Genomic DNA, 26069 nt, shown 5'->3' with positions numbered 1-26069 from the left:
AAAAGTACTTAGCGGGTAGATATGGAGAATTGCATATGGCTTCCGATGGCAATCGAACCTTTACCGCACGTTGGCGTCAAAAGGGGTTCACGCTTGGGTCCAGTCGCAGGTTCAAAGCAATCACGGCCGCTGTGGCTATCGCCGCTGCCGTTCTGCCGCTAGCGCCTTTTGTTAAGGTATGGGCGGATAGCGCTGTTAAAGATCAAGCGGAAGACGTGTTCAAGCAGCATGAGGTAACGGATACGGTGTCGCCCCGCGGCGTCCGTCTCGACCTGTTCGACTACTGGCTTGTCAGCGAAACCGCGAAGGATGATACCGATGGGGGCCTCAGCGGATATCGGGGTATGGGTATCAATGCTGCGCAAGGGACAGATCGCTACCTTAAATTCGGTAAAAACGTCAACGGCTCCCACATCAATGGCTGGACGGGGTCGGCGAAGGGGCCGTGCGCCGGTATTGTCCAAAATACGCTGGGAGAGGATGGCTATCCGCATATCACCGCTGGTAGGGACTACGGCGTCACTGGAAAGAAAACGGAGGACCAGTCGCTCAACTACCTGTTCGACGGCTCCAGCTTCGATGGCAAGCGCGCCTATCAAAATACCTCCGGCTTGCTTCAGCTTGATGAAAAGGGTTATTACTACTACAACAGCAAGCAGAACTATGCCGCGTATAACAAAGAGGCCAACTCATTTGTGCTCTACGACGCCCCGGCGGTCCATTCTCCCGCTCTGGGCGATAAGCAACTTGGACAGTTCTTTCCTTTTAACGGTCCGGGCGATGTGTTTACCAAGGGTGTAACGGCTGACGGCAAGCTGGCGTTTAATAAAAAAGTGGGCTCGTACAGTCCCGTCATGCACCATTACTTTGGCACGCAACTCACTACAAACTTTATGCAGCCGACTGATGGCAAAACTTCTAACGGCGAAGACATGAAGTTCCAGTTCACCGGTGATGATGATGTGTGGGTCTTTATCGACGGCGTGCTGGTGGGCGATGTGGGTGGCATCCACGATCGCGTAGGCCTTAGCATCGACTTCCATACCGGTAGGGTCTACACGTACGACGGCAGCAGCGGTGCAAACGCCGCCAGTCCTACGGTTTATTCTGACACCACCATTAAGGCAATGTTTCAGCAAGCGCTGGGCGACAAGTTCGCAGAGGGCGATTTCTCGGGCGATACGTTTCGCGACGGAACGCACCACACGCTGCAGTTCTACTATTTGGAGCGTGGAAACAACAACTCGAATATGGCCCTTAAGTTCAACCTGGTGAGCGTGCCGGAGAGCACCATGACCAAGGTCGACCAGATGGGCAGACCGGTAGAGGGCGCGGTATTTGATCTGTACGCAACGGACGCTAACTACTCGCTGACGCCTGACGCCGCGCCCCTGGCTACGGGTCGCACAGATGCCGCGGGTCGCTTTACGTTCACGCTGGGCGATGGCAGCCCCTTGAGCTTCATGAAGCTCTATGCAGACAAGGGATACGCACGCTACGTACTGCGCGAGCGCGTGGCGCCCGCGGGTCACAGGCCAAGCCCTGATGGCAGGCTGAAGTACCGGGTAAGCGCTACTGATAAAACGTTAGGCTTCATCCTTTCGGATAATTACTGGGACTCCGGCGTCTACGCACGTGCAGAGCAGACACTGGGCATAGAGGGCGACTACGTATATGGAGCCGCGACCACGTCTGCGGGTCAGGGTCCTCAGTATAAGGTGGACGATGGTGCGGTGTTTGCGGTTATATACCGCCGTTCTGGCGCGGACCAGGGTGAAGTGAACTCGCTGTGGCATAGCCTGTCTGGCGATAACTACAAGGGCTGGAAGATGTCCGCCGATCCCGTTACCAACGTGTCGCAGCTGCGCGATGCTCAGATCTACACGTTTGAGGACGATGATAAGGACGGAACCTACGCGCTGACCATCGATGACATGCCAGGCAATCCGGAGTATTACTACCTTATGAAGGGCGATGCCAGCAGCGCTAAGTACACAGTGGGCTTTTACTACACCACGGCCGTCTCTGGTGGCAAGGTCGATCAAAGCAAGATCAGCACGAGCAACACGCATCGTCTGCCGGGCGCGCAGTTTAAGCGCCAGACGGCAGCGAATCTCTATGTGACGGATATCGTCAACGTGTTTGCAGTGCAAAAGGTGGACGAGCGCGAGCGCCCAGTTAACGGAGCCGAGTTCTCCCTCTATAGGGCGCAGGACATGCAGGATGAGGGCTCTGCTGTGCAGCCCAAGCCAACGGCTCGGCCCGTGCAAAGGAAAACAACGGAAACAATGGGCGATGATCAGCCCGTTCAAGGCAAGGGCTTGTGTTACATGGGGCCTCTCGACCCTGGTATCTACTATCTTGTTGAGACCAAGGCCCCGGCGGGCTACGTGAAAAATGAAACGGCAACGCGCGTGCTGGTCGACGCCCAGGGCGTGCACGTTGACGCTGGTACAAAGACCGACGGAGTCACCGCAATGGTGAGTACGGGCTCGCTGGTTGATTCTATGTCTCAGTTTGCTGCGGCGGATGACATCGACATGACGCTGTACGACGTCCTCGCATCGTACGACACCGCTGCGTCCAGCTCTGTGAAGGTGAATTCTGACGGTACGTTTGAAATTCCGTGGCAGCCGGATACGAATTCAAGCGACGACCTGTGGCTTACGTATGGAGCAACGGACAAGGTGCTGGATTACGGTGCGGACCCCAACATGCCCAACAGTGCAAGCCAAATCGCATACATTGTGCCGGAGGGCCTTGCTATGTGCCGCGTCCGCCAGAACGGCGCCTATATGGCTGGCGTTGATCCAGGTTTTACCCGGCGCTACGGCAATGCAGATTGGGTTGACTTGGGCGACAAGGACCTTACATCGCTCTACACCGGGGCAACCTGCGTAATGGTTCAGAACAAGCGTCAGCCAAGCCTGACGGTAGAGAAGCATGCCCAAATCGCTCCCGGTCTGGTGGGGCCGACCGCCACCGGAAGCGAGGGGGAGTCCTGCTCGACGCTTCCGTACAAGCAGTTTTGGATGAAGCTTGCGCTGACGGATGCTAAGGGCGAGCCTCTTGATGGGGCGTATGAGGCCTCTGTTTGGGAGAATATCGACGGCGTGCCCAATTGCGTCCACACGTTTGAGAACATTCAGGCAAATGATGGCAAGTTCTATCTGCACGATGGCCAGATGTTGGAGGTTTACGGCTTGCCGCAGGGTGCGAGCTATACGGTAGAGGAGATTGATTTTGATCCCGCGGGAACCAATGGGCAGGAGAGCGAAATCGCTCTTGCTGAGCCTTTGGGCTTTAAGCAGATCGCGAGTTCAAATGTAAAGGGAACCATCGGTGCGGTTGGTGTTCGGGCGTCGTTTACCAACGAGTACCGTGCAGCCGGCAGCTATCAGATTCTCGTTGAGAAGACCTTTAGCGAATGGGGTATAGCGAAGGACGGATTTACCTTTGAGCTTTACGGTTGGGATAACGCTCCCATGCCTGGCGATGCCATCGACGGGGTGTCCGCGCTCGCCATCAAGCCTTCGTCGTCCACAGCCGCGTCGAATGTGGCAGAGAGGTTAGAAGGTGCGTTTGGCAGCATATCGTTTAACCTGCCCGGTACGTATACGTATGGTGTAAGGGAGCTTCGTCCAGATAGCCCGCTGCCAGGCGTGACGTATTCGGTTGCGTATTACAAAGTAGAGCTGACCGTTACGGATAGCGGCAACGGTCAGCTGGCTGTCACCCCAGCGATCCAGCAGCTGGTGGACGATGCGGGCTCCGCGCCCGAGCAGCCCCAGACGGTCGATAAAACACGGTTTGTCAATACGTTTGATCAGCAGGTGGTAGGATATGCACCGTCTGCGCGGAAGGACTATATCGACCATTCCGGCGTGAATCCTTTGGAAGACAACATGTTTTCCTTTACGGTTGAAGTGCCGAAGGGCAATCCAATTCCAAGTGAAGACGGTGCACCTGCCGTGGCAACGGAGGACATGACCTTTAAGATTGAAAACAAGGGCACTGCTATAGAGGCTCGCCAGGCGCTGTTCTCTAACGCCATGGTTGGCAAGTCGTTTGACTATAAGTTCTACGAGAATCTTCCGGCTGAGGCGACAAGGGAGAACAACTACACGGTTGATGGCATGACCTATGACCCTACGTGCTATATTGCGCGCGCAACGGTTGGATCGGAAACCGTAGACGGGGAACCGCGCGTTAAGGTGGACGTTGCCTATTACAAGATGGATGGCCGTGACGATGCCAGTCTGACGGATGACAAGAAGGTATCCGAGGCGGTGTTCCACAACGAGTTTCGCGCGAACCCCGTTGAGGTTGGGCTGACCGGCACCAAGGTATTGCGTGGCCGCGACTTGCTTGAAGGTGAGAGCTATCAATTTAGCCTCGCTGCTGCGGATGAGGTAACTGCCAAGGCTATCGTGAGAGGAGCGATCACCTTGACCTCGTCCAATTCTTCTGCAAGCGTTTCCGGTGCAGATTGGAAGCTGCGGGCGCAGGTGACTGGTCTTGATCAAGAGGGTGACTCGCCAACCTACATAGGAGACTTCGCATTCCCTAACCTTGCGTTCTCTCGCGCTGGCGAGTATCTGTTTGCAATCAACGAGGTTATTCCATCTGCAGGCGATGCTAAGCCGGGTATGACGTACGATGCGCACACAACGTATGTCAAGGTGAGCATCGAGGCTGAATCTAGTGACAACCAGAGCGCGCCAACGTTGAAGGCGATGGTTGTGTACGACAACGGTTCCTCGTCCACAGACGCAAAGCGTGCGGTATTCACCAATGTGCACCAGTCATTCTGCACTAGTGACGGCTTGGGCCTTACGGTGAAGAAGACGCTTGATGGACGCGATCTCCATCCAGGCGAGTTCACGTTTGAGATTGCCGGCGCACTGGGCGAGGGCACCCAACAAGATGCAGACGCCGCGCAGGCGAAGCTTTTGAACGAGTCTGACAAGGCGTTTACCAACCCTAGAGCCACGGATGGCGTCGCTCTTATGGAGGGCAAGCTCGAGGACCTGATCTTTACGCAGGACGACGCGGGTCGTACGTTCGCCTATCGAATCCGCGAGCGCGTGCCGAGTCCTGAAAGCGATGCTTCCGCGCTGTCGGGTGTGGTGTATGACCGTACGGAGTATGAGTATCGCTTGACTCCCGTCGACAACGGCATGGGTGCGCTCGCGCTTAAGGCGGAGCTTTACAAGGTGCGCGAGTCTGATGGGTCGGCGTGCAAGACGCTGCTGTACAGCCATGACCCTGCCAATGGCGAACCAGAGGCGGGCGACGATGTGCGCGTTGCCGCGTTTGCCAACAGCTACTCGCCCGCGCCGGTTACTCTGACGGACGAGTGGTGCACGCTCACAAAGCACCTTAAGGGCCGGGCGTGGCAGGAGGGCGACAAGTTCGACTTTGTGATGGAGCGCGTCTCCTACCAGGGGCAAGATGACCGGCGGCCGCAGACTTCCGGCGCTGCTTTTGATGCGATGCCCTTGCCGCAGCCTACAGATGTGACCGATGCCTCCCCTGATTATCTGGACGATGATGGGACGGTTGTTGCCGGTGTAAAGCGCTTTGGGTTTGAGCCGGTGACGTTCTACGCGCCCGGTACGTATATCTACCGCGTGCGCGAGGTGAAGCCCGTCAACGCGCTGGAAGACGTGACGTATTCAACCCGGGAGGTCGCGGTTAAGGTTGAGGTAAAGGAGCTGGGCGTGGGCGAGTTAATCGCTTACGTTGAGGTGGATGATATCCCGCAGGGTAACCTGGCGCACTTCACCAACGTGTACGATACGGGCGAGGTGCCGGGCCCTCCGGTCGATCCCGACCCCGACAAGCCGGTCGATCCGAGCCCAGATCCCGACCCGGATCCAGACCCTGACAAACCTGTCGATCCCGAACCTGATCCCGACCCGGCGCCAGATCCCGACAACCCCGATACGCCTCTCGATCCCGACAAGCCCATCGACCCGGAAACGCCTGTCAACCCAGAGAGGCCGGGCGAGGGCGATGCGGAGGAGGGCGAGGGCGGCTGCAAGCCCGGGCTGCCTGGAACCGGTGACATCGCTATGGCAGTTGTGCTGGGAGTGGCCGCGCTTGGCGTTGCCGGCATCGCAGCGGGCGTTTGGCTTACGGTGCGAAAGCGCGGGCAAGGGCGTGGCGGCCAGTAGTGCGACGCCGGGGTCCATTAGCGGGTCGCGGCACACGCAAACAAACTAATCAATCTCAAAGGGAGCCATGGAGACATGGCTTCCTTTTTGGATGAGCGCACGGCCCCGTATTCTCGCGTTATCCCAAGAGGAGTAGGAAGGGGTCTTCGTCCACGCCTTTATGGCGTCAACTGTTTGACGTTAGCGGGGCTTGAGTGATTCTAACGTCAAAAAACGGCCGATAATTGACGTTAGAAGAAAACGCCCGCTGGCTCGATTGCGAACCAGCGGGCGTTATGCGTTGGCGGCTAGCGTGTGGCAGGTGAGTCGCAGGTGCCTGGCGCTAGCCGTTGCATGCGGGCGCGAAGGGGCGCGCGGCGATTACTCGCCCAGCAGCTCCTTCTTGATGGAGGCAGCGGCCTTCTTGCCAGCGCCCATGGCGAGGATGACGGTTGCGGCACCGGTGACGATGTCGCCGCCAGCCCAAACCTTGGGGTTGGAGGTGCGGCCGTCCTCGTCCGCCTCGATGAGACCCCAGCGGTTGAGCTTGACGTCAGCGCACAGCTCGGCGAAGGGGTTGGCGCGCGTACCGATAGCGGTGATCGCGACGTCGCAGGGGATGGCGAACTCGGAGTTCTGAACGGGGATGGGGCGGCGGCGACCGGAGGCGTCGGGCTCGCCCAGCTCCATGCGCTCGAGCTCGATGGTGGAAACAAAGCCATCGGGGCCGGGCAGGAAGCGCAGCGGGCTCGAGAGCTCGAGGATCTTGACGCCCTCTTCCTTAGCATGGTGCACCTCGGCCAGGCGCGCGGGCATCTCGGCCTCGGTACGGCGGTAGGCTAGGGTAACGCTCTGGGCGCCCAGACGCAGGGCGGTACGGGCGGCGTCCATAGCGACGTTGCCGCCACCGAAGACTACCACGTCGCGGCCGTGGCGAATGGGCGTGTCATAGACCGGGAAGTCATAGGCGTGCATAAGGTTGGTACGGGTGAGGTACTCGTTTGCGCAGTACACGCCGGGCAGGTTCTCGCCCGGAACGTGCAGGAAGCGCGGCAGGCCAGCGCCCACGGCGAGGTACAGGGCGTCAAAGCCCTCTTCCTCGAACAGCTCGTCGGCGTCGAACAGGCGGCCGGCGACGGAGTTGTACTCGAACTTTACGCCCAGCTGCTCCAGACCGTCGATCTCGCGCTTAACGATTTTCTTGGGAAGACGGAACTCGGGGATGCCGTAGGTAAGCACGCCGCCGCCGGTGAAGAACGCCTCGAAGACGGTGACGTCGAAGCCCTCGCGAGCAAGCTCGCCGGCGCAGGCGATGCCGGACGGGCCGGAGCCAACGATGGCGACCTTCTTGCCGCATTTGGGCTTGCAGACGGGTGCGCGGCCAACCTCGGAGGCCATGTCGCCAACCATGCGCTCCAGCTGGCCGATAGCGACTGCCTCGCCCTTACGGCCCAGGATGCACTTGCCCTCGCACTGGTTCTCCTGCGGGCACACGCGACCGCAGACGGACGGCAGCAGGTTGTCGCCCTTGATGGTCTCGAGCGCGCCGCCCCAGTCCTCTTCGCGGATCTTGCGGATGAAGCCCGGGATGTTGACGCCTACGGGGCAGCCCTCCATGCACAGGGGCTTCTTGCAGTCGAGGCAGCGGTTGGCCTCGGCGATGGCGTCTTCTTTGGTAAAGCCCGTGTCGACGGGACGGAAATCGCACGCGCGCTCAGCGGCCGGCTCCTCGTTGGGGGCGGTACGGGGAGCGCCGATGTTGGGGCGATACTTTACTTCCTGTGGCATGCGCAGTCCTCCTTGTGACGCGTAGTGGACTCGGCCTCTTCGGTGCGGTAGCTGGCCTGGCGATGAGCAAGGTCATCCCAGTCAACGGCGCTTGCATCGAAGTCGGGGCCGTCGACGCAGGCGAACTTGGTCTCGCCGTTGACCTCGACGCGGCAGCAGCCGCACATGCCGGTGCCGTCGACCATGATGGGGTTGAGGCTGGCGATGATGGGAATCTTGTGCTCGCGGCAGGTCTTGGCGGAGAACTTCATCATGGGAACGGGGCCAACGCAGAAGGCGTGGTCGATGGCATCGGTCTCGCACAGGCGTGCCAGGGGCAGGGTTACTACGCCCTTCTCGCCCATGGTGCCGTCATCCGTGGTGACGTACAGACCGGCCAGCGGCAGCGCGTCGAACTGCTCGTGCAGGATAACCAGGTCCTTGGTGCGGGCACCCATGATGACGTAGACGTTCTTGCCCTGCTCGCACAGCATGCGGGCAACGGGGTAGGCGATGGCCAGGCCAACGCCGCCGCCCACGACGGCAACGGAATCGCCCTCGATCTCCGTGGGCTTGCCCAGCGGTCCGGTGACGTCCTGGATGTAGTCGCCTTCATTGAGCTGGGAGAGGCACTCGGTGGTCTTTCCAACTACCATGAAGATGAACTCGATCCAGCCCTCCTCAGCGTTCCAGTTGGCGAACGTGAACGGCACGCGCTCGCCCGTCTCGTCGATGCGCACCATGAGGAACTGGCCGGCGTGAGCCTTCCTAGCCATCCTCGGGGCGTGGACGCGGAACTCGAAGACCTTCTCCGAGAACTGCGTCTTCTTCAGGATCTGAAACATAGAACCCCTCTCTACCTTCTGGAGATGCGAAAACAAGCGTTGCCGCATGCTCCAAATTGCAAACGAATGCATGGCTATGCGTGCTAGACGACAAACACGCATACAGCGTTTAGTATACCCCCTGGCGTAAGGGGGTTTGTATAGACCGTACAGGCAAACCCGCCAACGCGACCACGCGAATCGGTGGGTGATGCTGCTGGCGGCATGCTGATCGGAGATGATGAAAATTGGAAGAACATGCCAATTCTACCAAATTCCTCCCTCCAAAAAACGTCATAAATAAGCAATAATGAGCACAGAATATGTGGGCGACCAGAAGTGATTGGGATTCTCGTCCACAGGGGGAGCCTGAAAAGGAGCCCATGGGAGAGAGGATGCAGTATGGACCAGACTACCGCCGCGCCGCTTGATTCCGCGGCAGCCGCCAAGGCGGCGTTTGCAAGCGTGGCTGACAAGCCGTTTCCTTCCGATGTGTTCTGCGCGCCGCAGCTGCGCTGGGCCGTTATTGGTTGCGGCGTGATCGCCAACCAGATGGCGCAGTCGCTGGCGCTTGCCGGCCGCAAACTGGCGGGTGTTGCCAACCGCACGCAGGAGAAGGCCGTGGCTTTTGCCGAGCGCTATGGTGTTGAGCGCGTATACGAGTCGTGCGAAGAGCTTTACGCTGACCCTGATATCGACGCCATTTATATCACCACGCCGCACAACACGCATATCACTTACCTGCGCGATGCCTTGGCCGCGGGCAAGCACGTGCTGTGCGAGAAGTCTATCACGCTGAACTCCGCCGAGCTGGACGAGGCCCGCGCCATCGCCCGCGAGCACAACGTGGTGCTGATGGACGCTACCACCATTTTGCACATGCCTCTGTACCAGGAGCTGGTGCGCCGCGTTGACAGCGGCGAGTTTGGCGCCATGAACCTGGCGCAGATCAACTTTGGCAGCTACAAGGAGTACGGCGACCTCACCAACCGCTTCTACAACATCAACCTTGCCGGCGGCGCCATGCTGGATATTGGTGTGTACGCGCTCTCGATCGCCCGTCTGTTTATGGCCAGCGCGCCCACCGAGGTTGTGTCGCTGGCAAACCTTGCTTCAACCGGCGTGGACCAGACCAGCGGTTTTGTTACCCGTAACGCGGAGGGCCAGCTGGGCGTGTTTAGCCTAAGCCTGCACTCCAAGCAGCCCAAGCGCTCCGTCATCAGCTTTGACAAGTGCTATATCGAGGTGAGCGAGTACCCGCGCGCCGATACCGCGACCATTGTGTGGACGGAAGACGGTCGCCGCGAGACTGTGCAGGCGGGCGAGGAGGCCTACGCGCTGTGCTATGAGATGGCCGATCTTGAGGCCGCCGTTGCGGGTGACACCTCCAAGGCGGGGCTGATAGACATCGCCGCCGACGTGATGGACGTCATGACGCGTTTGCGCGCAGACTGGGGCGTTGTGTACCCGGAGGAGCGCTAGGCCATGCTTGCGGAGGAGCGCTTTGCGCGCATAGTTGAGAAGGTCAACGCATCTGGCACGGTGACGGTGGCGCAGCTTGCCTGCGACTTGGGGATTTCTGAGTCTACGGTGCGCCGCGACCTGGATAAGCTGGACAGTCTCAACAAGCTTACCAAGGTGCACGGCGGCGCGGTGTGCTTGGAGGACGCGCACGTGAGCTATGACCTTACCCTGCAGCAACGCTCTGAATTGCATGCGGATCAAAAACAGCTGCTGGCGCGCTACGCCGCGTCGCTGGTGGGGCCGCGCGACTGCGTGTATGTGGACTCTGGCTCAACCACCAAGGTGCTGGTCGATTGCCTTACGGAGAAGGGCGCGCTCTACGTGACCAATTCCGCCGTGCACGGCCTCACCTTGGCGCAGCGCGGCTTTACGGTGGTGCTGCTGGGCGGCGAGCTAAAGGGGTCCACGTCTGCCATGGTGGGGCCGGAGGCGCTTGAAGCCTTGGAGCGCTATAACTTTACGCTTGGATTTTGGGGTGCCAACGGCATTGACCTGCGGGCGGGGTGCACCAGTCCGGAGCGCGAGGAGTCGCAGGTGAAGCGCGCGTCGCTGGCCCGTAGCGCACGCCGGTTGGTGTTGGCGGATACGAGTAAGTTTGGACGCGTGGCGCCCGTGAGCTTTGCGTCTTTGGGCCAGGTTGAAGTGCTGACCACCAGCATGCCCGAGGGGTACGAGGACGTGGCGAGCGTTCGCTGCGTTTAGCGCGGGCGTGCGGTGGATTAGTGCTTGCCGTTGCTGGCGGCCCCGCCGTTGACGTGGTCACGCGCGTAGACAACGCCCTGTGTAAGGGCTAGGCCTGCGGCGTCCGCAGCGCGAGCGCAGGTGTTCTCGAAGTCTTCCAGCTCTTTGGGGCGGAACTGCTTGAGAACAAAGTCCGCAACCGCCATGCGGCCCGGAGGGTTGCCAATGCCCGTGCGGATGCGGCTGAAGTCGCGGCTGCCCATCTTATCGATGATGGAGCGCAGGCCGTTGTGCCCGGCATGCCCGCCGCCAACCTTTACGCGCACGTCGCCCTCGGGAATGTCCAGCTCATCATGGATAACCAGCAGTTCCTCGACCGTGATCTTGTTCTGAGCGCACAGCTTGGAGATGGGGCCTCCGCTGGTGTTCATGAAGGACTGCGGTTTGACCAGAAGGACCTCGCGGCGTCCGCCCTCTGCCTCTGGATCGTGCACCTGGATGGTGGCGACTTCCGCACCCAGCTGGTTTTTCCAATACGTGACGCCAGCCTGTCTAGCAAGCTCGTCAATTGCTTTGAATCCGGCGTTGTGGCGCGTGTCCTTGTATTCCTCGCCCGGATTGCCCAGACCCGCGACCATACGAATCTTTTTAGGCGTGGCTGCTGCCATGCTGCCTCCTATATGCGTTGCTTAGAGTGTTCATGCTTTCCATGTTGTGCAGTCTATGTTGCCCGTGGCGCTACGGGCTGTCAAAGGGTGGCGGTGCGATTACATGCAAAATCGCTCCTGTCGACGGTTGTGCTGAAAACTGTTAGGAGCCTAAACACGTGCAGTTTTGTCGAATTTGCCTATTGCACGATACTATTGTGAACATAAGATCATTTATTTGGAAAGGATCCTCACCATGCCGCAGTACCGCGAGCTCACCAACAGCGAGCTTGGCGTAGAGTTGTTCGACCACTTTGAACGCAAACAGGTTGTAACCGATTGCAAGCGCAAGGTCGACGGTGAGTGGACGGTGCTTGCCGATCCGTTTATTGATGATTGGTCTGATAGCGACTATTCCTACCTGGTCGAATGTCTTAAGAACACGCTCGCCAGCGGTGGCGTTGTGTGGGGTGCGTTTGTGGACGATGAGCTGAAGGGATTTGCATCCGTCGAGCGCAAGGCCTTTGGTAGCGAGGGCCAGTACATGGAGCTCACTAGCCTGCACGTCTCGAGTGATATGCGCCGTCATGGTATGGGTGCGGTGCTCTTTTTGCTCGCCGCGGACTTTGCGCGCAACCTGGGCGTGAAGAAGCTCTACATCTCGTCGCACTCCGCTGTTGAAACCCAGGCGTTTTACGAGCACATGGGCTGCGTCGAGGCGGAGGAGTACAACGAGGCCGCTGTTCAGCGAGAGCCAATGGATTGCCAGCTGGAGTACGTGCTGTAACGCTTGCGGTGCGGGTTTCGGATTGCGCGCCGCAAAATGAAGCGATGAGGGGGCCATAGACGAGAACGTGTCTTGTCTAGGGCCTTTCACTATATCAACAAGGTGCGAATCATGGCTTTTGGCCTTCTTCCGAGAAGCTCTCTGTGCAGTTCTTAAGGATAATTGCACTATTATCAAGAAAGGCTTTGTATAGCAAACTTGTAGCAATTAGTAAAAACGATAGAGGGCGCTCGAAAAAAGTGTCCTGCTTGGCATGTTCCAAAATCGATGCAATTATCCTCTACTTTTGCACACATCGTTGGTGCGAGAAGGGCGCGCAGCAGAAGAAACGGGCTTTCTTGCGCCAAGAGAGCCGCTAAAAAGAAGGAAGCCCCGGCCGTAAAGCTGGGACCTCCTGTAAATGCTTGTATGCGCGCGGCCAAGCTGCCACGTAAGCCATTCGACGTTGTTTGATTACAGCGCGAAGTCGCCGCCCACCAGGCAGGAGACGGAGCGCTCGTGATACACGGCCTTGATGGTGTCGGCGAACTCGCCGGCAACGGAGATGGTCTTGATCTTGCCGCCGGTCTCGACGGGGATGGCGTCGGTGACCACGCACTCCACAATGGGGGCCTCGTTGAGGCGCTCGATGGCGGGGCCGGAGAAGATGCCGTGGGTGGCGCACACGTAGATGTCGCCGGCGCCCAGGGCCTTGAGCTCCTTGACGTTGGCGCAGAGCGTACCCGCGGTGTCGATCATGTCATCGTTGATGATGCAGGTCTTGCCCTTGATGTCGCCGATGATGCCCATGACTTCGGCGGCGTTGTGGCGCGGACGGCCCTTGTGGGCGATGGCCAGGCTGCAGCCCAGCATGTCGGAGAGCTTCTTGGCGGCTTTGGCGCGGCCCACGTCGGGGGAGACCACAACAAGGTTGTCCGTGTCGAAGTTCATCTCGTTGTAGTAATCGGCAAACAGCGGCAGCGCGGAGAGGTGGTTCACCGGGATGTCGAAGAAGCCCTGGATTTGACCCTGGTGCAGGTCAAGGGTGATGATGCGGTTGACGCCGGCGGTCTCAAGCAGGTTGGCGACCAGGCGGGCGGTGATGGGCTCGCGCGGGCCGGCCTTGCGATCCTGGCGGGCGTAGCCGTAGTGGGTGATAACCGCGGTGATGGAGCGAGCGGAAGCGCGCTTGGCGGCATCGGTGGCGATGAGGAGCTCCATCAGCATGTCGTTGACGTTGGCGCCTGCGACAGACTGGATCAGGAACACGTCGGCGCCGCGGACGGTCTCATCGTAGCGAGCGTAGATCTCGCCGTTGGCGAACTGCTTGAGCGTGAGGCCGGAGAGCTCCACCCCCAGCAGGCCCGCGATCTTCTCTGCCAGCGGACGGTTGGAAGAACCCGAATAGACGCGGAGGATCTTGTTCATATCCACCGTCTTCTTGGGATCGGTTGTCGGCATTTCCCTTGCTCCTTTGTTCGTTGCTGCCTTGGCTGCCTGTGCCGGTACGTTCTTACTATATTACAGACGAGCCCTTCTGAGCTCGGTGTAACCCTCTATGATGCGCTGATCGGTGCGCTCGATGGCAAGCGCCCCGTCGGGAACATCCTTGGTGATGGTGCCGCCTGCGCCGGTGATGGCGTCCGAGCCAATGTTGACCGGCGCCACCATCATGGTGTCCGAACCGATGAAGGTGCGGTCGCCAATGGTGGTTGCGTGCTTATTCTTACCATCATAGTTGCAGGTGATGGAACCAGCGCCGACATTTACGCCAGCGCCCATGGTTGTGTCGCCAATGTAGGAGAGGTGCGGCACCTTTGAGCCCTCGCCAATGGTGGACTTCTTGATCTCCACGTGCGTGCCCACGTGCGCGCGGTCGAGCAGGTGGGTGCCGGGGCGCAGGTAGCAGCGCGGGCCGCAGGTGACGTCGTTTTCGATAACGGCGTCGATGCCTACGGTCTCGTCAAGCGAGCAGCGATCGCCGGCGACCACGTTGGTGAGGCGCGTGTTGGGGCCAAGCTGGCAGTCCTCGCCAACGTGCGTGGCGCCGATCAGGTGGGTTTGGGGCCATACCACGGTGTCGCGGCCGATGGTGGCGTCCGGGCCAATCCAAGCCTGGGCGGGATCGATGAAGGTGACGCCCTGGGCCATGAGCTGGTTGTTGATGCGGTCGCGGGCGATGGCGGTGAGCTGCGCCAACTGGGCGCGCGAGTTGACGCCCAGGCCGTCGCGGTAGTCCTCGCAGTGGTAGATGCCCACGGCATGGCCGGCGGACTTGAGGATCTCAAGCATGTCAGGCAGGTAGTACTCGCCCTGGGCGTTATCGCAGGTGACGTCGCCGATGTGGCGGCTCAGCAGCGCGCCGTCAAAGGCGTAGCAGCCGGCGTTGCATTCAAGCAGCTCCTCGGCCTGCTGGGGCGTGCAGTCCTTCTGCTCGATGATGCGGGCGATGACGCCGTCGGCATCGAGCTCGATGCGGCCGTACCCAAAGGGGTCGGGCGGGGTCATGGTGAGCACGGTGGCCGCCAGCTTGCCGTCCGCCACGGTCTGGGCAAACATGCGCACGGTTTCGGCCTGGATAAGGGGCAGGTCGCCGTTGAGGACCACTACAGGGCCAGATGTAACGTTGCAAGCCCCAAGCGCTACGCGCACGGCGTGCCCGGTGCCCAGGCGCTCCGCCTGCTCGACGGTTTCTACCTGCACGGAAGATTGCGCGTACGCCTGGTCAAGAATCGAGCGGACCTCGTCCGCGTGGCTGCCCACTACAACAATGACGCGCTCGCACCCTGCCTGGATGGTTGCGTCGACAACCCACTGGATCATGGGTTTGCCCAAGATCTTGTGGCTTACCTTTGCATGGTTTGATTTCATGCGAGTGCCCTCGCCCGCAGCGAGAATGATTGCGGTTGCGTTCATAGATGCTCCCGTTTGATAGGTTGAGCGCCCGGGCACGGCCTGGGCGCGGTGCCATACGATGATACCGCAGCTCCACGGCCTGCTTTGGCTTCTCACATATTGTGTACGCGGATTGCAACATGCGCAGGAGCGCTGCTCGCATACTACAATGAGGAGACTATTGCGCATTTGAGGAGCCATTCCGGCTCGTTGCCACTGCTTATCGATACTAATTTGCCGCCGGTGGCTTGTCGCAGGTTGCCGCCGGATTGTGAGGGAGACATGAAAACGCATCGCAAAGGCACCAGCCGCATATTGTCCACCGCCGCATTGGCCCTTGCTCTGTGCGCGGTCCCTGCTTGCGCTCTGTCCGCTATGGCGTTTCCGGTGATGGCTGCGCCCTCCCCTGCGGCGGCAGACGACGCGCCCGCGACGCAAGATGCGGCGTTCCATGGTGCGTACACGGCATGGTCGGGATACTCGTCCACGGCTGAGGGCAGCATTGTGCCCGGCGCCGTTCCCGTGAGCGCCCCCGCATCCGCCCAGGCGAGCAGCCTTGCCACGGGCGGCGCGGCGAGCGTCCTGCTGCGCCAGGTCGGTCAGACGGATTACGTGTACGCGATGGTTGGCGATTCCGTTGCAAAGTACGCAGCCGGTAGCTGGGATAAGGTGGACGAGGTCTCGCTGCCGGCCGCCGCGTGCAGCGGATCTTCGCTTGCGGTGGTCGACAACGCCCTGGTGGCGGTGATGCAAACGGGCCAGATAGCCATGATGAGCGAGGATTTGGACATCGCGTGGGTGAGCGATGCGCCGGTGCTGCCGCAGGGCGCGGCTGCTTGGGGCGCGGCGTCGCAGGTGGTTGCCGATGGCGGCGGCGTCTACGTGGCGCTGCTTGCTCTGGACCAGCAAGGTGCTCCCGTAAGCTGCGAAGTCATCTCTGCGGCATCCATTGATGGCGGGTTGTTTTGGCAGACGAGCTTGGGCGTGGACGGCGCGGCCGCTATGATCGACGGCGTGTGCGCCGGCGGATCCGGTAAGGCGGCGTCTCCGTCTTTGATGTATGTGGACAATACGCTGGTGGTCGCCCCCGGCGACTCGACGTTGAGCGCAATTGACCCCGCAAGCGCTAAAGCTACGTCATCCCTGCAGCTCGACGGCGCGATTCTGGGCAGGATGGCCTTGGCGCCCGCCGCGATGACGGGATTGGCGGACGGGGGTTCCGTGCTCGTTGTCGGAACGTCGGCGCCCACCGTGTATATGGTTGCATTTGAGCAGGGAAAGCTTGCGGTGGCGTCGGAGTGCTCGCTTGGCGGAGCCGGCGGTCAGGCGCTGCAGCTGGCTCCCGCGGCCCCGGTGGTGCTGGGAGGCCGCGCGTACTTCTCTGCGACGTCTGCATTTGAGGGCGAAGGCTCCGGTTATGGCGCCGCGCTGGGGGTGCAGGGCGGGTTTTGCGCGGTCGACCTGGTTGATGAGCAGGGGGCTCCCGCCGTTGCGTATGCCGACAGCGCGCTGGATCCGCGCTGCATACCCGCCGCGTCGGTCGCCGTGGCGTACGGCGCCAACGCGCGCGAGGCAACCGTCGAGCTCTACGCCGTTACCTTTGAGGGCGATCTGTACCGATGCCAGGTGGCGACCGATGGTTCGAGCAGCGTGTTGGGCAAGGTGGAGCTTGCCTGGACCTCGGCGAGCGATGAGGCGTTTGGCGAATCGGAGAGCGTGGAGTCGGGGGTCTCGTCCCTTGCCTGCTATGCCGCGCAGGCTCCCGCGAGCTCGGCGGCGCCGGTTGTGGCGCGCGATGGCTCTGTCTATTTTTGCCTTGCAGATTCGGACGAGAACGGAAACCCCTCTGCGGGCTCGGCGCACCTGATCGCCGTTTCGCCCGACAGCTCTCGCGCGGTGTCCACGCCGGTTGGCGGTAGCGAGGGCCTGGACACGTTGGCGAGCAGCCTCGCCGGCATCACGCTGCCCAACGGTGCCGGCCTTGGCGTGGGCGTGCTGGTGTTTGTTGTGGGATTCGCGGCGTATGCGTACATTCGCAATCGGGGTGGTCGCCGCGCGCAGGACGAGGGTTTGGACGAGTGGCGCTCGCAGCATAGAGACGAGCGCCACGGCGGGGGCGTCGAGCGCTAGAGCTCGATTTCCAGTTCGACGGGGCAGTGATCGCTGCCAAAGATATCGTTACGGATGCGCGCGTCGCGGACGTTGCTCGCGATGGCATCGCTCACCAAGAAGTAGTCGATGCGCCAGCCCGCGTTGTTCTTGCGGGCGTTGAAGCGGTAGCTCCACCAGCTGTAGACGCCCTCTACATCGGGATTGAGGCTGCGCCACGTGTCGGTGAAGCCCGCGTCGAGCAGCTCGGTGAACTTGCTGCGCTCCTCGTCCGAAAAACCAGCGTTGCCGCGGTTGCTCTTGGGATTCTTGAGGTCGATCTCGTTGTGGGCAACGTTGAAGTCGCCGCAGGTGATGACGGGCTTTCCGGTCTCGTCCTCAAGACTTTTAAGGAAGGCGCGGTATGCGTCGTCCCACGCCATGCGCGTGTCGATGCGGGCGAGCTCGTTTTGCGCGTTGGGCGTATAGACGTCCACAAACCAGAAGCGGTCGAACTCGAGCGCGCAGACGCGGCCCTCGGTTGCGGCGACGGCTAAGAGCTCTGCCGCCTCGCCTTCGCCCGCAAAGGGCAGCAGGCTGTCTGCGTGGCGAACGGACAGGGGCTCCACGCGCGTAAAGACCGCGGTGCCGGAGTAGCCCTTGCGCTGGGCATAGCTCCATACCTGGTGGTAGCCCGGCAGGTCGATTTCTACCTGGCCCTCCTGCAGCTTGGTTTCTTGCAGGGCGATTACGTCGGCATCAAGCTGGTGGACGATGTCGATAAAGCTGGGGTCCTTCTTTAGGACGGCGCGCAGGCCGTTGACGTTCCAAGAGGCGAGCTTCCAGGTGCGCGCGGCGTTGCTGTTTGTCATGGTTCCTCCGAATATAATTGCAGGAAAATACGTAGTTTCTCATGGTTTACCAATTGTGACTCACACTATACTAGAACATCACCGAGCGCCATTTCCCAACCCGGCGGTTGCCAGCCGGAGAGGAAGGAACAAGGATGGACATCTTTGAATCCCCTGCGGTCGATGTTGATGAAGCGACCGTTGTGAATGATATCGAGCCGGACGAGTCCGGATCTGCCGCCCCTGCGGTGGCGGCGGGCGTTGGGGTCGCGGGCGCCGTCGCCGACGACGCACGCGTCGATGCGCCCCATATGGCCCTTGCCGGCGTGCTACGCACGCTGTTTTGCGTCCTGTGCTGGTTCATGTTGGCTGCCGCGGTGGTGTATCTGGGCGTGGCGGGCATGAACTACGCGCTGATTAGCGCCGCGCAGATTCCAGAGGAGCTGCGCGGCACTAGGATTTTGCTTATCTATTCGGCGGTGCAAGCGGTGCTGTTCGCCGCTGCCGGCGTGATGGGCCTTGTGGGCATCGCGCGCACGGATAACCAGCGCTATCTGCGGCTAGCCCCCTGCGCGCCCGCCGTGTTGACAATCGCCGCAGAGGCAACGCAGATGTTCAATATGGGCGATCACATTCTGGATAACAGGTTTATCTTTGGCGCCAATTTCTTCTTTGGCATCCTTGCCATACTGGCCGTGGCGCTGGCCGCGGCGGGCCTGTATCTGTTTGGCAAATATGATGATGGGCGGATGCCTCGGTATGGAGCGGTCGTTACGTTTGATACGGACCCCGTAGCGGCATCGCAGGCGCCCCTGCCTGCAGTGTCTGTCGACGTTGACCCCCTGCATGGGTCTGCGCAGGGTCTTATGCAGGATGCCGCTTTGGATGATGAGGCCGAAGCCCTGCCGGCGCTCGGTGGCATGGGGGCTTCTGATGTCGAGCCGGACGTTGCGGATGAAGATGCGGCCGATGAGGCGGCAGGCGGCAGCTGTGAAGACGATGATGAAGAAGTGGCGCGTCCCCACGGCGCCCATTTCTAGCAAGCGGTTTGCAGGCGAAAAACAACAGACGGATAGGGGAGAGACCATACATGGCAAAGGCTATCACCGAAGAGAAGCTGGCATCACAGGAGCTGTCCAAGCTGTTTGAGACGCATTCGCGCGTGGTGTTCTTTGGTGGCGCGGGCGTGTCGACGGCGAGCGGTATTCCGGATTTCCGCAGCCAGGACGGCCTGTACCACCAGCAGTTCTCCTATCCTCCCGAGACCATCTTGTCCCACAGCTTCTACGTTGCCAATCGCGGCGAGTTTTATGAGTTTTACCGCACCAAGATGATCGCGCTGGATGCCCGACCCAACCAATGCCATCTCAAGCTTGCCCAGTTGGAGCGCGAGGGCGTGCTGAGCGCGGTGGTGACGCAGAATATCGACGGCCTGCATCAGATGGCGGGCTCGAAACGCGTGTTTGAGCTGCACGGTTCCGTTCATAGGAATGTTTGCCAGCGCTGCGGCGCCACCTTTGACGCGGAGTGGGTGATGGCCCGTGAGCATGAGGATTACCAGGGCGCTCCCGTATGCCCGCATTGCCGCGGCGAGATTAAGCCGGACGTTGTTTTATACGAAGAGCCTTTGGACGAGAAGGTCATGATCGGCGCGATTGAGGCAATCTCGCAGGCAGACGCCCTTATTGTGGGAGGAACGTCGCTGGTGGTCTATCCTGCAGCGGGCCTTACCCGCTACTTCAACGGCGACTCGCTGGTTATTGTGAACCGCGATCCAACGCCGCAGGACTCGCGCGCGGACCTGCTGATATCTTGCGATATCGCGAAGGCGTTTGATTTCTAGCGTAGGCGGCTCGAAGCTCGGGGGATGATGGTGCCCGGAACCTCGATGTGCTGGGGTGCCGGCATGAATCCGCCACGCCGGTTCAGCTGGTCGATCGCGGTGAATAGCTGCTCCAACACTGCCGTAGCGAGACCTGCGGTGTCCTGCATGGCCGTGGTTACGCCGCCAAAGAGAACGTGGTTCCAGGGGTACTCGTCGAACGTGGCCACAAGCGCATCGCGCGGAACCACGGTATCCGTAAGGCCAAGGGCCTCTACAAAGCGCAGGAAAACAAGGCCGTTGATGGCGATGAATCCCGTAATGGGCTTGCAGCTTGTCGCGGCGGCGCTATGGCTGGGAATTTCGGCCGGCTCCAAGCATGCACTGATCTGCGCCGCGGCATGTCCGGCGTCTGGGTCGAGTGCCAGCACGCATCCCGCAAGGCCGCGACGGCGAATCTCATGCTCAAACCTATCTGCACGTCCGCGGCGAACCGAGCTGGTCTCATCATATTCGGTCAGCAGGTGGTAGCGCGTGCACCCCGCCTGCTGAAGTTGGTCTAAAAGCTCGTCGATAAGTGCAGCGTTGTTAGAGGTAACCAGTGAGAGGTCAATGCCTTCGACATCGCGGTCGAGCAGCACCACGGGTTTGGTGGCGGCGACGGCGCGCAGCGGAGCGGGGTCGTTGGAGCAGGTGTTGACGATGATACCGTCCACGCCCGCATCGACCAGCCGCTCTAGGGCCTCGGCCTCTGACTGGGAATTATTGGAGCTGATGGCGGTAACTATGGAACAACCGCGCTGCGCCGCTTGCTGCGAGAGTTCTTCGAGCATGGCGCTAGAGAAGGGGTTGCGGATGTCTGCAAGAATAACCCCTATGGTATTGGTGCGGTCCAGGCGCAGGCTCCTCGCAGCGTTATTGGGCTTGTAGCCCGTGTGCTCGATAACCTGGGCGATGCGATCGCGGGTCTCTGACGACATGGAGCCGTAGCGCTTGTTGAGGAAGCGCGAGACGGTAGCCGGGCTAACGCCTGCCTGTTCTGCGATGTCTTTGATGGTGACGCGTGCCATGGATCCCCCGCATTGTCTCCACTTTTTTATGAAAGAGAAAAAACCTCTTGCAACCGTGTTCTCAAATACTATACTACGAATCAGTTAGGAAAACGATTTCCCAATGGTAGATACAATGGGAAATCGATTTATAAATAAGAGACTTCCTACGGGTCTCGCACGTGCACGTTCCAAGAAGAAAGGGAGCGCGACCATGGATAAGAAGAGCTGTGTTCTGACGTTTGGCGAAATCATGATGCGCCTGTCGCCCAAGAACAACCTGCGTATCGAGCAGGCCGTTGAGTTTGATGTGCGCTATGGCGGCGCTGAGGCCAACACCGCGCTGTCCCTTTCTTATCAGGGCGATAATGCGGCTTACGTCTCCGTTGTGCCCGCCAACCGCTTGGGCGATTGCGCGCTGCGCTCGCTGGTTGCCTACGGCGTCGACACCTCTCGCGTGGTGCGCGATGGCGACCGCCTGGGCAGCTATGTGTTCGAGGTCGGTGCGTCCGTCCGCGGTAACGGTTGCGTGTACGACCGCAAGTACTCCGCCATCAATATGGCTTCCCACGCCGCGCTCAATTGGGATTCTATCTTTGAGGGCGTCGACGTGTTCTACTTCTCCGGCGTGACCCCCGCCGTGTCCCAGGAGATGGCGATCGCGTGCAAGGAAGCTCTGGCCTGCGCCCGCGAGCGCGGCATTCTGACCGTGTGCGACCTTAACTACCGCGGCAAGATGTGGAGCCCCGAGCGTGCCCAGCAGGTGATGCGCGAGCTTCTGCCGCTGGTGGACGTCTGCATCGCTAACGATGAGGACGCTCCCTCCGCTCTGGGCATGACCTGCGTGTCCGGTTCTTTGGATAACGGCATCGACGAGCGCATGGATTACGTTGAGATGGCCCGCCAGATCTGCGAGGAGTTTGGCTGCAAAGAGGTTCTCTCTGTCATCCGCAACATTAAGTCGGTCGAGGACTCCCAGTGGATGGGCATGCTCTATCGTGCCGGTAACGATAACCTGCTGCCCGCTCCGGCCGATTCCGCGGGCGAGTATTTCTTCAGCCCCGTGTACGACATGCACGTGCTCGAGGGCGTGGCAGCGGGCGACGCGTTCTCCGGCGCCTATTTGCACGCGCTGCTGCACGGCTATGACCCGCAGGACGTTATCGATTACGCTATCGCGGGCTCTGTGCTCAAGCTGACCGTGCGCGGCGACTCCAATCTGGTCACCGAGGCGGAAATCAAGGCCGTGGCAGCCTCTGCCGGCGGCGGCACCCGCGTTGCGCGCTAGATTATCTCGTCCAAAAACTGCTGCTAACTGCTGGTAACTGTTGATATACGCTCGTGTGAGAGAGGAAGCCGTTAATGTTTGAATCCTTTTACAAGAAGCTTGAGGGTCTTGGAATTGTTCCGGTTGTGGTTCTGGACGATGTCGCCCAGGCTGTTCCCATGGCAGACGCGCTGATGGCCGCGGGCATGTGCTCCGCCGAGGTCACGTTCCGCACCGACGCCGCCGCGGATTGCATTCGCGCCATGCGCGAGGCGTATCCGGAGATGGCCGTGGGCGCCGGCACCGTTTTGACGGTGGAGCAGGTCGACCAGGCCGTTGCCGCGGGCGCCGAGTTCATTGTCGCCCCCAACTTTGATCCCGAGGTTGTCCAGCACTGCATCGACATCGACGTGCCCGTGCTGCCCGGTACCGTCACTCCATCCGAGGTTGGCGCGGCCGAGAAGATGGGCCTTATGGTTACCAAGTTCTTCCCCGCAGCGCAGTATGGCGGCCTTAACACCATCAAGGCCATCTGCGCTCCGTTTACCCGCCACCGTTTCATGCCCACCGGCGGTGTGAGCCTGGCAAATGTGGAGGAGTATCTCTCTTGCGACAAGATCATCGCGTGCGGCGGCACCTGGATGGTCAAGGCCTCTATGTTCGCCGATGGCGATTTCTCCCAGGTCCAGCAGCAGGCTGTCGAGGCCATAAACATGGTGAAAAAGATCCGCGGCTAAACTAATCCCGGGGGCGGTTGCGTCGGGCTTCCGCTCTCGCCGCGGTTCTTTTCACGATATAAGAGGCGAACGCGCGCTGTCGAAAACTCCCTGGTCGGCAGTGCGCGTTCGTTTGTATGGGCTGTGCTAAGGATTTATGCGAACGCATAAAAAGCGTTTCTTTCGAGCTTGATTTATGCGAACGCATATAAAATGAGGATGAGGGTTTGTTTATATGCGAACGCATAAAAAGAGGGAGATGACCATGCACCGCCTTTTGACCACGGCTGATATTGGAAAGCTGGTTCGCAAGGAGCGCCGCAGGCAGGGCGCCACGCAGGCGGAGCTTGCCGGTATGTCAAACGTGGGCATCACGTTTATCTCTCAGCTTGAGAACGGCAAGGAAACCGCAGAGATTGGCAAAGTTATCAACGTTCTTATGACGTTGGGGGTCGATTTGTATGCCGAGGAGCGCGACGCATGAGGGATCTGGAGATAAGCAGGCTTTCATCAGACCGTCCCACGGTAGTTGGACGAATTGACCGGGAGCATGGCCTGTTTATCTATGATGAGGGCTATCTTGCTGCGGCGAACACGATTCCCCTATCGAATTCCCTGCCGCTGAGACCGGAGCCTTTTAACGAGGGCGAGTTTAGGCCGTACTTTGAAGGCCTGCTTGCCGAGGGTGTATCGCGTCAGGCCCTTATGAGCCAGCTTCAAATTCCGGAAAACGACTATTTGAGCCTGCTTGCTGCCTGCGGAAAAGACTGTATTGGCGATGTGGTTATATCCGACGAATCTATAGGTGACTCGATACAGCGCGCGCCCATGAAGGCCGGCTATGACGGCGTGTCGCGCGATGATCTGCGGCAGATGTTTGAGTCTTTTCCCAGTGCAGCTAAGGAAAATGCGGCTTCGAGATTGTCCTTGGCCGGGGCTCAAAACAAGGTTGGCCTGGCTCACGACCCTTCGCAGGATATGAATTGCGGCTGGATGAGGCCCAAGGGATGGTCCGCCACAACGCACATCTTAAAAACCAGTCACATACTGAGCGTTCCAGAAGTGGAGTACCTGTGCATGAACGCAGCTGCTGCTTGCGGCATTCATGCGGCGGAGGTGGCGCTTGTGGACGTTGGCGTGCCTGTGGTCGCCGTGCGACGCTTTGATAGGCGCGTGCGCGGCACAGGACGCAACATCAGTGTTGTGCGGCTACACCAAGAGGATCTGGCACAGGCTTTTGGCGTTAATAGCGTCAGTAAATACGCGGAGTTGCCAGGGGGAAGCGTTAGGGCAATCTCGACCTTCTTGAGAGCAAAAAGCGCCCGTCCCCTTAACGACATCGCTGAGTTCGCGAAAATGCTCCTGTTCGCCTATGCTATTGGCGATTGCGATCGTCATTTGAAGAACTATTCCATCGTCTCGCGGTCGGGTGCTGAATCGGGTCGAACAACGCTTCGCCTTGCTCCCGCGTATGATTTGGTGAGCACCACACTCTACCCACGATACAGCAGAGACCTTGCGATGCAAATCGGTGGTGCTCATTCAATTGATGATGTGGACGTTGGCGCTCTATTTTGTATGGCGGAAGACTTGGGCATATCGTCCAAGGCGCTTGTGGGCCTTGCAGGGCCAATTGTGAAACGTATTGCATCTGCGGTCGAGGAGGCTGCCGAGGGCGACGCCGCTTACAAATCGACCGCCTACGTTGCCGAGGACCTTATCGAAGACATGCGCCCGCGCCTCGAGGTGCTTGAGGCGTTTTGCCATGCGCGGCAATAGCCGGCGGCGTCGGGCGGCGGCAGCGGGGTGTCGCCTTAAGGTCGTCGCACCGGCCGCGCCGGCCTTAAGGCGCCCGGCCGGGACATCGTCCAAAAACTAGAGCGTGGTGGCACCCCACAAAACGGAGCAGTCCAGCACCTGGTGCGGGTCGACCTCGCCCTTTTGGCGAATCTGGTCGAGGAGTACCTTCGCGGCGACTTCGCCCTCCTCATGGGCAGGTTGCACTACAACGGATACGGAAGGGGAGGCGACTTCGGCCCATTCGGTGTTGTCGAAGCCCAGGAGGCCCACGCGGTCGGGCATGAGCGGGTAGAAGTCCTTGCAGGCGCGGTAGATGTCCGGCAGGGCCCAGCAGTTGGGCGCGAAGACAAGGGTAGGGGTCTCGCCGTCGATCTGCTCGGCCAGGTACGCCTTGAGTGCCTCTGGGTCAACGCGGTCGTTTTCGAGAATGAACTGCGAGAAACCAAGGCCGTGGGCTTCGAGCGCGTCGACAAAGCCGCTGAAGCGCTCGATGCGGCTAGAGATCAGGCCGGGTTCTGCTGTCACCACGATAAACCGCTCGTAGCCCTTGTGGATGCACTGGTCCACCGCCTGATAAGAAGATTCGTAGTTGTCAGTCTTGACCCAGCTCGATGCATGGTCGTATAGCTTGGAATCGATGAACACCAACTGCTTGCCGGCATCGAGGATCGATTTGCTGACCTCTCTAAACTGCGCGGTGGGCTGGACGATGAACCCGTCGACGCCAATTGCGAGCAGGCGGTCGATATAGGCGAGCTCGTTTTTCTTATCGAAGTTCGAGCTGCAGACCAGCATGCGGTAGCCCTCGTCATCGATAACGCTTTCGATACCCTTGACGATGAGGTTGGAGAACGTGTTGGTGATGTCGCCGATAATGACGCCGATGAGGTTGCTCTGCTTGGCATTCATGCCGCGTGCCAGCGGGCTGGGCTGGTAGCCGGTCTCATCGATAGCGAGGCGGATGCGCTTTTGGGTCTCTTCTGACATGCGGTCCGTCTTGCCATTGAGATAGAAGGAGACGGTGGTCTTGGAAGTGCCCGCCATCTGGGCGATATCGTTGATGGTGATTCGCTTTTTACCAGCGGCGGTCTTGCTGCTTGCCATAGGGAACTCCAAGGTTAGACACGGTCATACAAACCAGTTTAGCATCGGTCAATGAAAAACACCGGGCACGGCGGTGTTGAATGCCGTGCCCGGTGCAGGAAAAGGGGGCG

The 26069-nt window shown here is 60.0% G+C and carries 19 protein-coding genes; 11 read left to right on the top strand and 8 right to left on the bottom strand.

Going from position 1 to position 26069, the window contains the following annotated elements; genetic code table 11:
* The first annotated feature begins 35 nt into the window (after nt 1–35).
* Nucleotides 36–6179 carry a Spy0128 family protein gene (locus HMPREF9452_RS09035; RefSeq protein ID WP_009141836.1) on the top strand — a complete coding sequence of 2048 codons (6144 nt, stop codon included), beginning with the start codon at nt 36–38 and terminating at the stop codon, nt 6177–6179.
* Nucleotides 6180–6539: 360 nt separating this feature from the next.
* On the opposite strand, the gene gltA is transcribed toward HMPREF9452_RS09035, so the two are convergent.
* Both gltA and HMPREF9452_RS09025 read right to left on the bottom strand, forming a co-directional pair.
* On the bottom strand, nt 6540–7946 hold the full coding sequence (gene gltA, locus HMPREF9452_RS09030; RefSeq protein WP_009141835.1) for an NADPH-dependent glutamate synthase: 1407 nt from the start codon (nt 7944–7946) through the stop codon (nt 6540–6542).
* Nucleotides 7931–8770, bottom strand: coding sequence for a sulfide/dihydroorotate dehydrogenase-like FAD/NAD-binding protein (locus HMPREF9452_RS09025; protein WP_009141834.1), 840 nt, complete (start codon nt 8768–8770; stop codon nt 7931–7933). The genes gltA and HMPREF9452_RS09025 overlap by 16 nt, the downstream gene beginning before the upstream one ends.
* A 381-nt stretch (nt 8771–9151) precedes the next feature.
* On the opposite strand from HMPREF9452_RS09025, the gene HMPREF9452_RS09020 reads away from it, so the two are divergent.
* Together HMPREF9452_RS09020 and HMPREF9452_RS09015 are read left to right on the top strand one after the other, a co-directional pair.
* Nucleotides 9152–10231 carry a Gfo/Idh/MocA family protein gene (locus tag HMPREF9452_RS09020; protein ID WP_009141833.1) on the top strand — a complete coding sequence of 360 codons (1080 nt, stop codon included), beginning with the start codon at nt 9152–9154 and terminating at the stop codon, nt 10229–10231.
* 3 nt (nt 10232–10234) lie between these two features.
* Nucleotides 10235–10975, top strand: a complete 741-nt coding sequence (locus tag HMPREF9452_RS09015) for a DeoR/GlpR family DNA-binding transcription regulator (RefSeq protein WP_009141832.1) — start codon at nt 10235–10237, stop codon at nt 10973–10975.
* 17 nt (nt 10976–10992) lie between these two features.
* Here the strand turns inward: HMPREF9452_RS09015 and pth are convergent, their stop codons facing one another.
* Nucleotides 10993–11622, bottom strand: coding sequence for an aminoacyl-tRNA hydrolase (gene pth, locus HMPREF9452_RS09010; protein WP_009141831.1), 630 nt, complete (start codon nt 11620–11622; stop codon nt 10993–10995).
* A gap of 235 nt (nt 11623–11857) precedes the next feature.
* On the opposite strand from pth, the gene HMPREF9452_RS09005 reads away from it, so the two are divergent.
* On the top strand, nt 11858–12388 hold the full coding sequence (locus HMPREF9452_RS09005) for a GNAT family N-acetyltransferase (protein WP_009141830.1): 531 nt from the start codon (nt 11858–11860) through the stop codon (nt 12386–12388).
* A gap of 453 nt (nt 12389–12841) precedes the next feature.
* On the opposite strand, the gene HMPREF9452_RS09000 is transcribed toward HMPREF9452_RS09005, so the two are convergent.
* Together HMPREF9452_RS09000 and glmU are read right to left on the bottom strand one after the other, a co-directional pair.
* Nucleotides 12842–13828, bottom strand: a complete 987-nt coding sequence (locus tag HMPREF9452_RS09000; protein WP_009141829.1) for a ribose-phosphate diphosphokinase — start codon at nt 13826–13828, stop codon at nt 12842–12844.
* A 60-nt stretch (nt 13829–13888) separates the two neighbouring features.
* Nucleotides 13889–15283 carry a bifunctional UDP-N-acetylglucosamine diphosphorylase/glucosamine-1-phosphate N-acetyltransferase GlmU gene (glmU, locus tag HMPREF9452_RS08995; protein ID WP_009141828.1) on the bottom strand — a complete coding sequence of 465 codons (1395 nt, stop codon included), beginning with the start codon at nt 15281–15283 and terminating at the stop codon, nt 13889–13891.
* A 261-nt stretch (nt 15284–15544) separates the two neighbouring features.
* Here glmU and HMPREF9452_RS08990 point away from each other — a divergent pair, with 261 nt between their 5' ends.
* Nucleotides 15545–17392 carry a hypothetical protein gene (locus tag HMPREF9452_RS08990; protein WP_009141827.1) on the top strand — a complete coding sequence of 616 codons (1848 nt, stop codon included), beginning with the start codon at nt 15545–15547 and terminating at the stop codon, nt 17390–17392.
* Here the strand turns inward: HMPREF9452_RS08990 and HMPREF9452_RS08985 are convergent.
* Nucleotides 17389–18222: an exodeoxyribonuclease III gene (locus HMPREF9452_RS08985; RefSeq protein ID WP_009141826.1), complete on the bottom strand. Its 834-nt coding sequence runs from the start codon at nt 18220–18222 to the stop codon at nt 17389–17391. The two genes, HMPREF9452_RS08990 and HMPREF9452_RS08985, sit on opposite strands and share 4 nt — an antisense overlap.
* A 134-nt stretch (nt 18223–18356) precedes the next feature.
* Here HMPREF9452_RS08985 and HMPREF9452_RS08975 point away from each other — a divergent pair, with 134 nt between their 5' ends.
* Together HMPREF9452_RS08975 and HMPREF9452_RS08970 are read left to right on the top strand one after the other, a co-directional pair.
* Nucleotides 18357–19241 carry a hypothetical protein gene (locus HMPREF9452_RS08975; RefSeq protein WP_009141825.1) on the top strand — a complete coding sequence of 295 codons (885 nt, stop codon included), beginning with the start codon at nt 18357–18359 and terminating at the stop codon, nt 19239–19241.
* Nucleotides 19242–19291: 50 nt separating this feature from the next.
* Nucleotides 19292–20044 carry an NAD-dependent protein deacylase gene (locus tag HMPREF9452_RS08970; protein WP_009141824.1) on the top strand — a complete coding sequence of 251 codons (753 nt, stop codon included), beginning with the start codon at nt 19292–19294 and terminating at the stop codon, nt 20042–20044.
* On the opposite strand, the gene HMPREF9452_RS08965 is transcribed toward HMPREF9452_RS08970, so the two are convergent.
* On the bottom strand, nt 20041–21093 hold the full coding sequence (locus tag HMPREF9452_RS08965) for a LacI family DNA-binding transcriptional regulator (protein ID WP_009141823.1): 1053 nt from the start codon (nt 21091–21093) through the stop codon (nt 20041–20043). The two genes, HMPREF9452_RS08970 and HMPREF9452_RS08965, sit on opposite strands and share 4 nt — an antisense overlap.
* 193 nt (nt 21094–21286) lie before the next feature.
* Here HMPREF9452_RS08965 and HMPREF9452_RS08960 point away from each other — a divergent pair, with 193 nt between their 5' ends.
* The 4 genes from HMPREF9452_RS08960 to HMPREF9452_RS08945 all read left to right on the top strand — a co-directional run bounded on the left by HMPREF9452_RS08960 (nt 21287) and on the right by HMPREF9452_RS08945 (nt 24834).
* A complete protein-coding gene (locus tag HMPREF9452_RS08960; RefSeq protein ID WP_009141822.1) occupies nt 21287–22360 on the top strand; it encodes a sugar kinase in 1074 nt (357 codons plus the stop codon).
* Between the two features lie 74 nt (nt 22361–22434).
* A complete protein-coding gene (eda, locus tag HMPREF9452_RS08955; protein WP_009141821.1) occupies nt 22435–23076 on the top strand; it encodes a bifunctional 4-hydroxy-2-oxoglutarate aldolase/2-dehydro-3-deoxy-phosphogluconate aldolase in 642 nt (213 codons plus the stop codon).
* A 244-nt stretch (nt 23077–23320) separates the two neighbouring features.
* Nucleotides 23321–23539 (top strand): helix-turn-helix domain-containing protein, encoded by a 219-nt coding sequence (locus HMPREF9452_RS08950; protein WP_040362897.1) that lies wholly within the window; start codon nt 23321–23323, stop codon nt 23537–23539.
* Complete coding sequence (locus HMPREF9452_RS08945) at nt 23536–24834, top strand: HipA domain-containing protein (protein WP_009141819.1); 1299 nt, start codon at nt 23536–23538, stop codon at nt 24832–24834. The genes HMPREF9452_RS08950 and HMPREF9452_RS08945 overlap by 4 nt, the downstream gene beginning before the upstream one ends.
* Nucleotides 24835–24930: 96 nt before the next feature.
* Here the strand turns inward: HMPREF9452_RS08945 and HMPREF9452_RS08940 are convergent, their stop codons facing one another.
* Nucleotides 24931–25959 (bottom strand): LacI family DNA-binding transcriptional regulator, encoded by a 1029-nt coding sequence (locus HMPREF9452_RS08940; protein WP_009141818.1) that lies wholly within the window; start codon nt 25957–25959, stop codon nt 24931–24933.
* Between the last annotated feature and the right edge of the window lie 110 nt (nt 25960–26069).

Source organism: Collinsella tanakaei YIT 12063 (genome assembly GCF_000225705.1).
In the GTDB taxonomy this organism is placed as follows: Bacteria; Actinomycetota; Coriobacteriia; order Coriobacteriales; family Coriobacteriaceae; genus Collinsella; species Collinsella tanakaei.
This window is presented reverse-complemented; position numbering and strand designations above follow the sequence as displayed.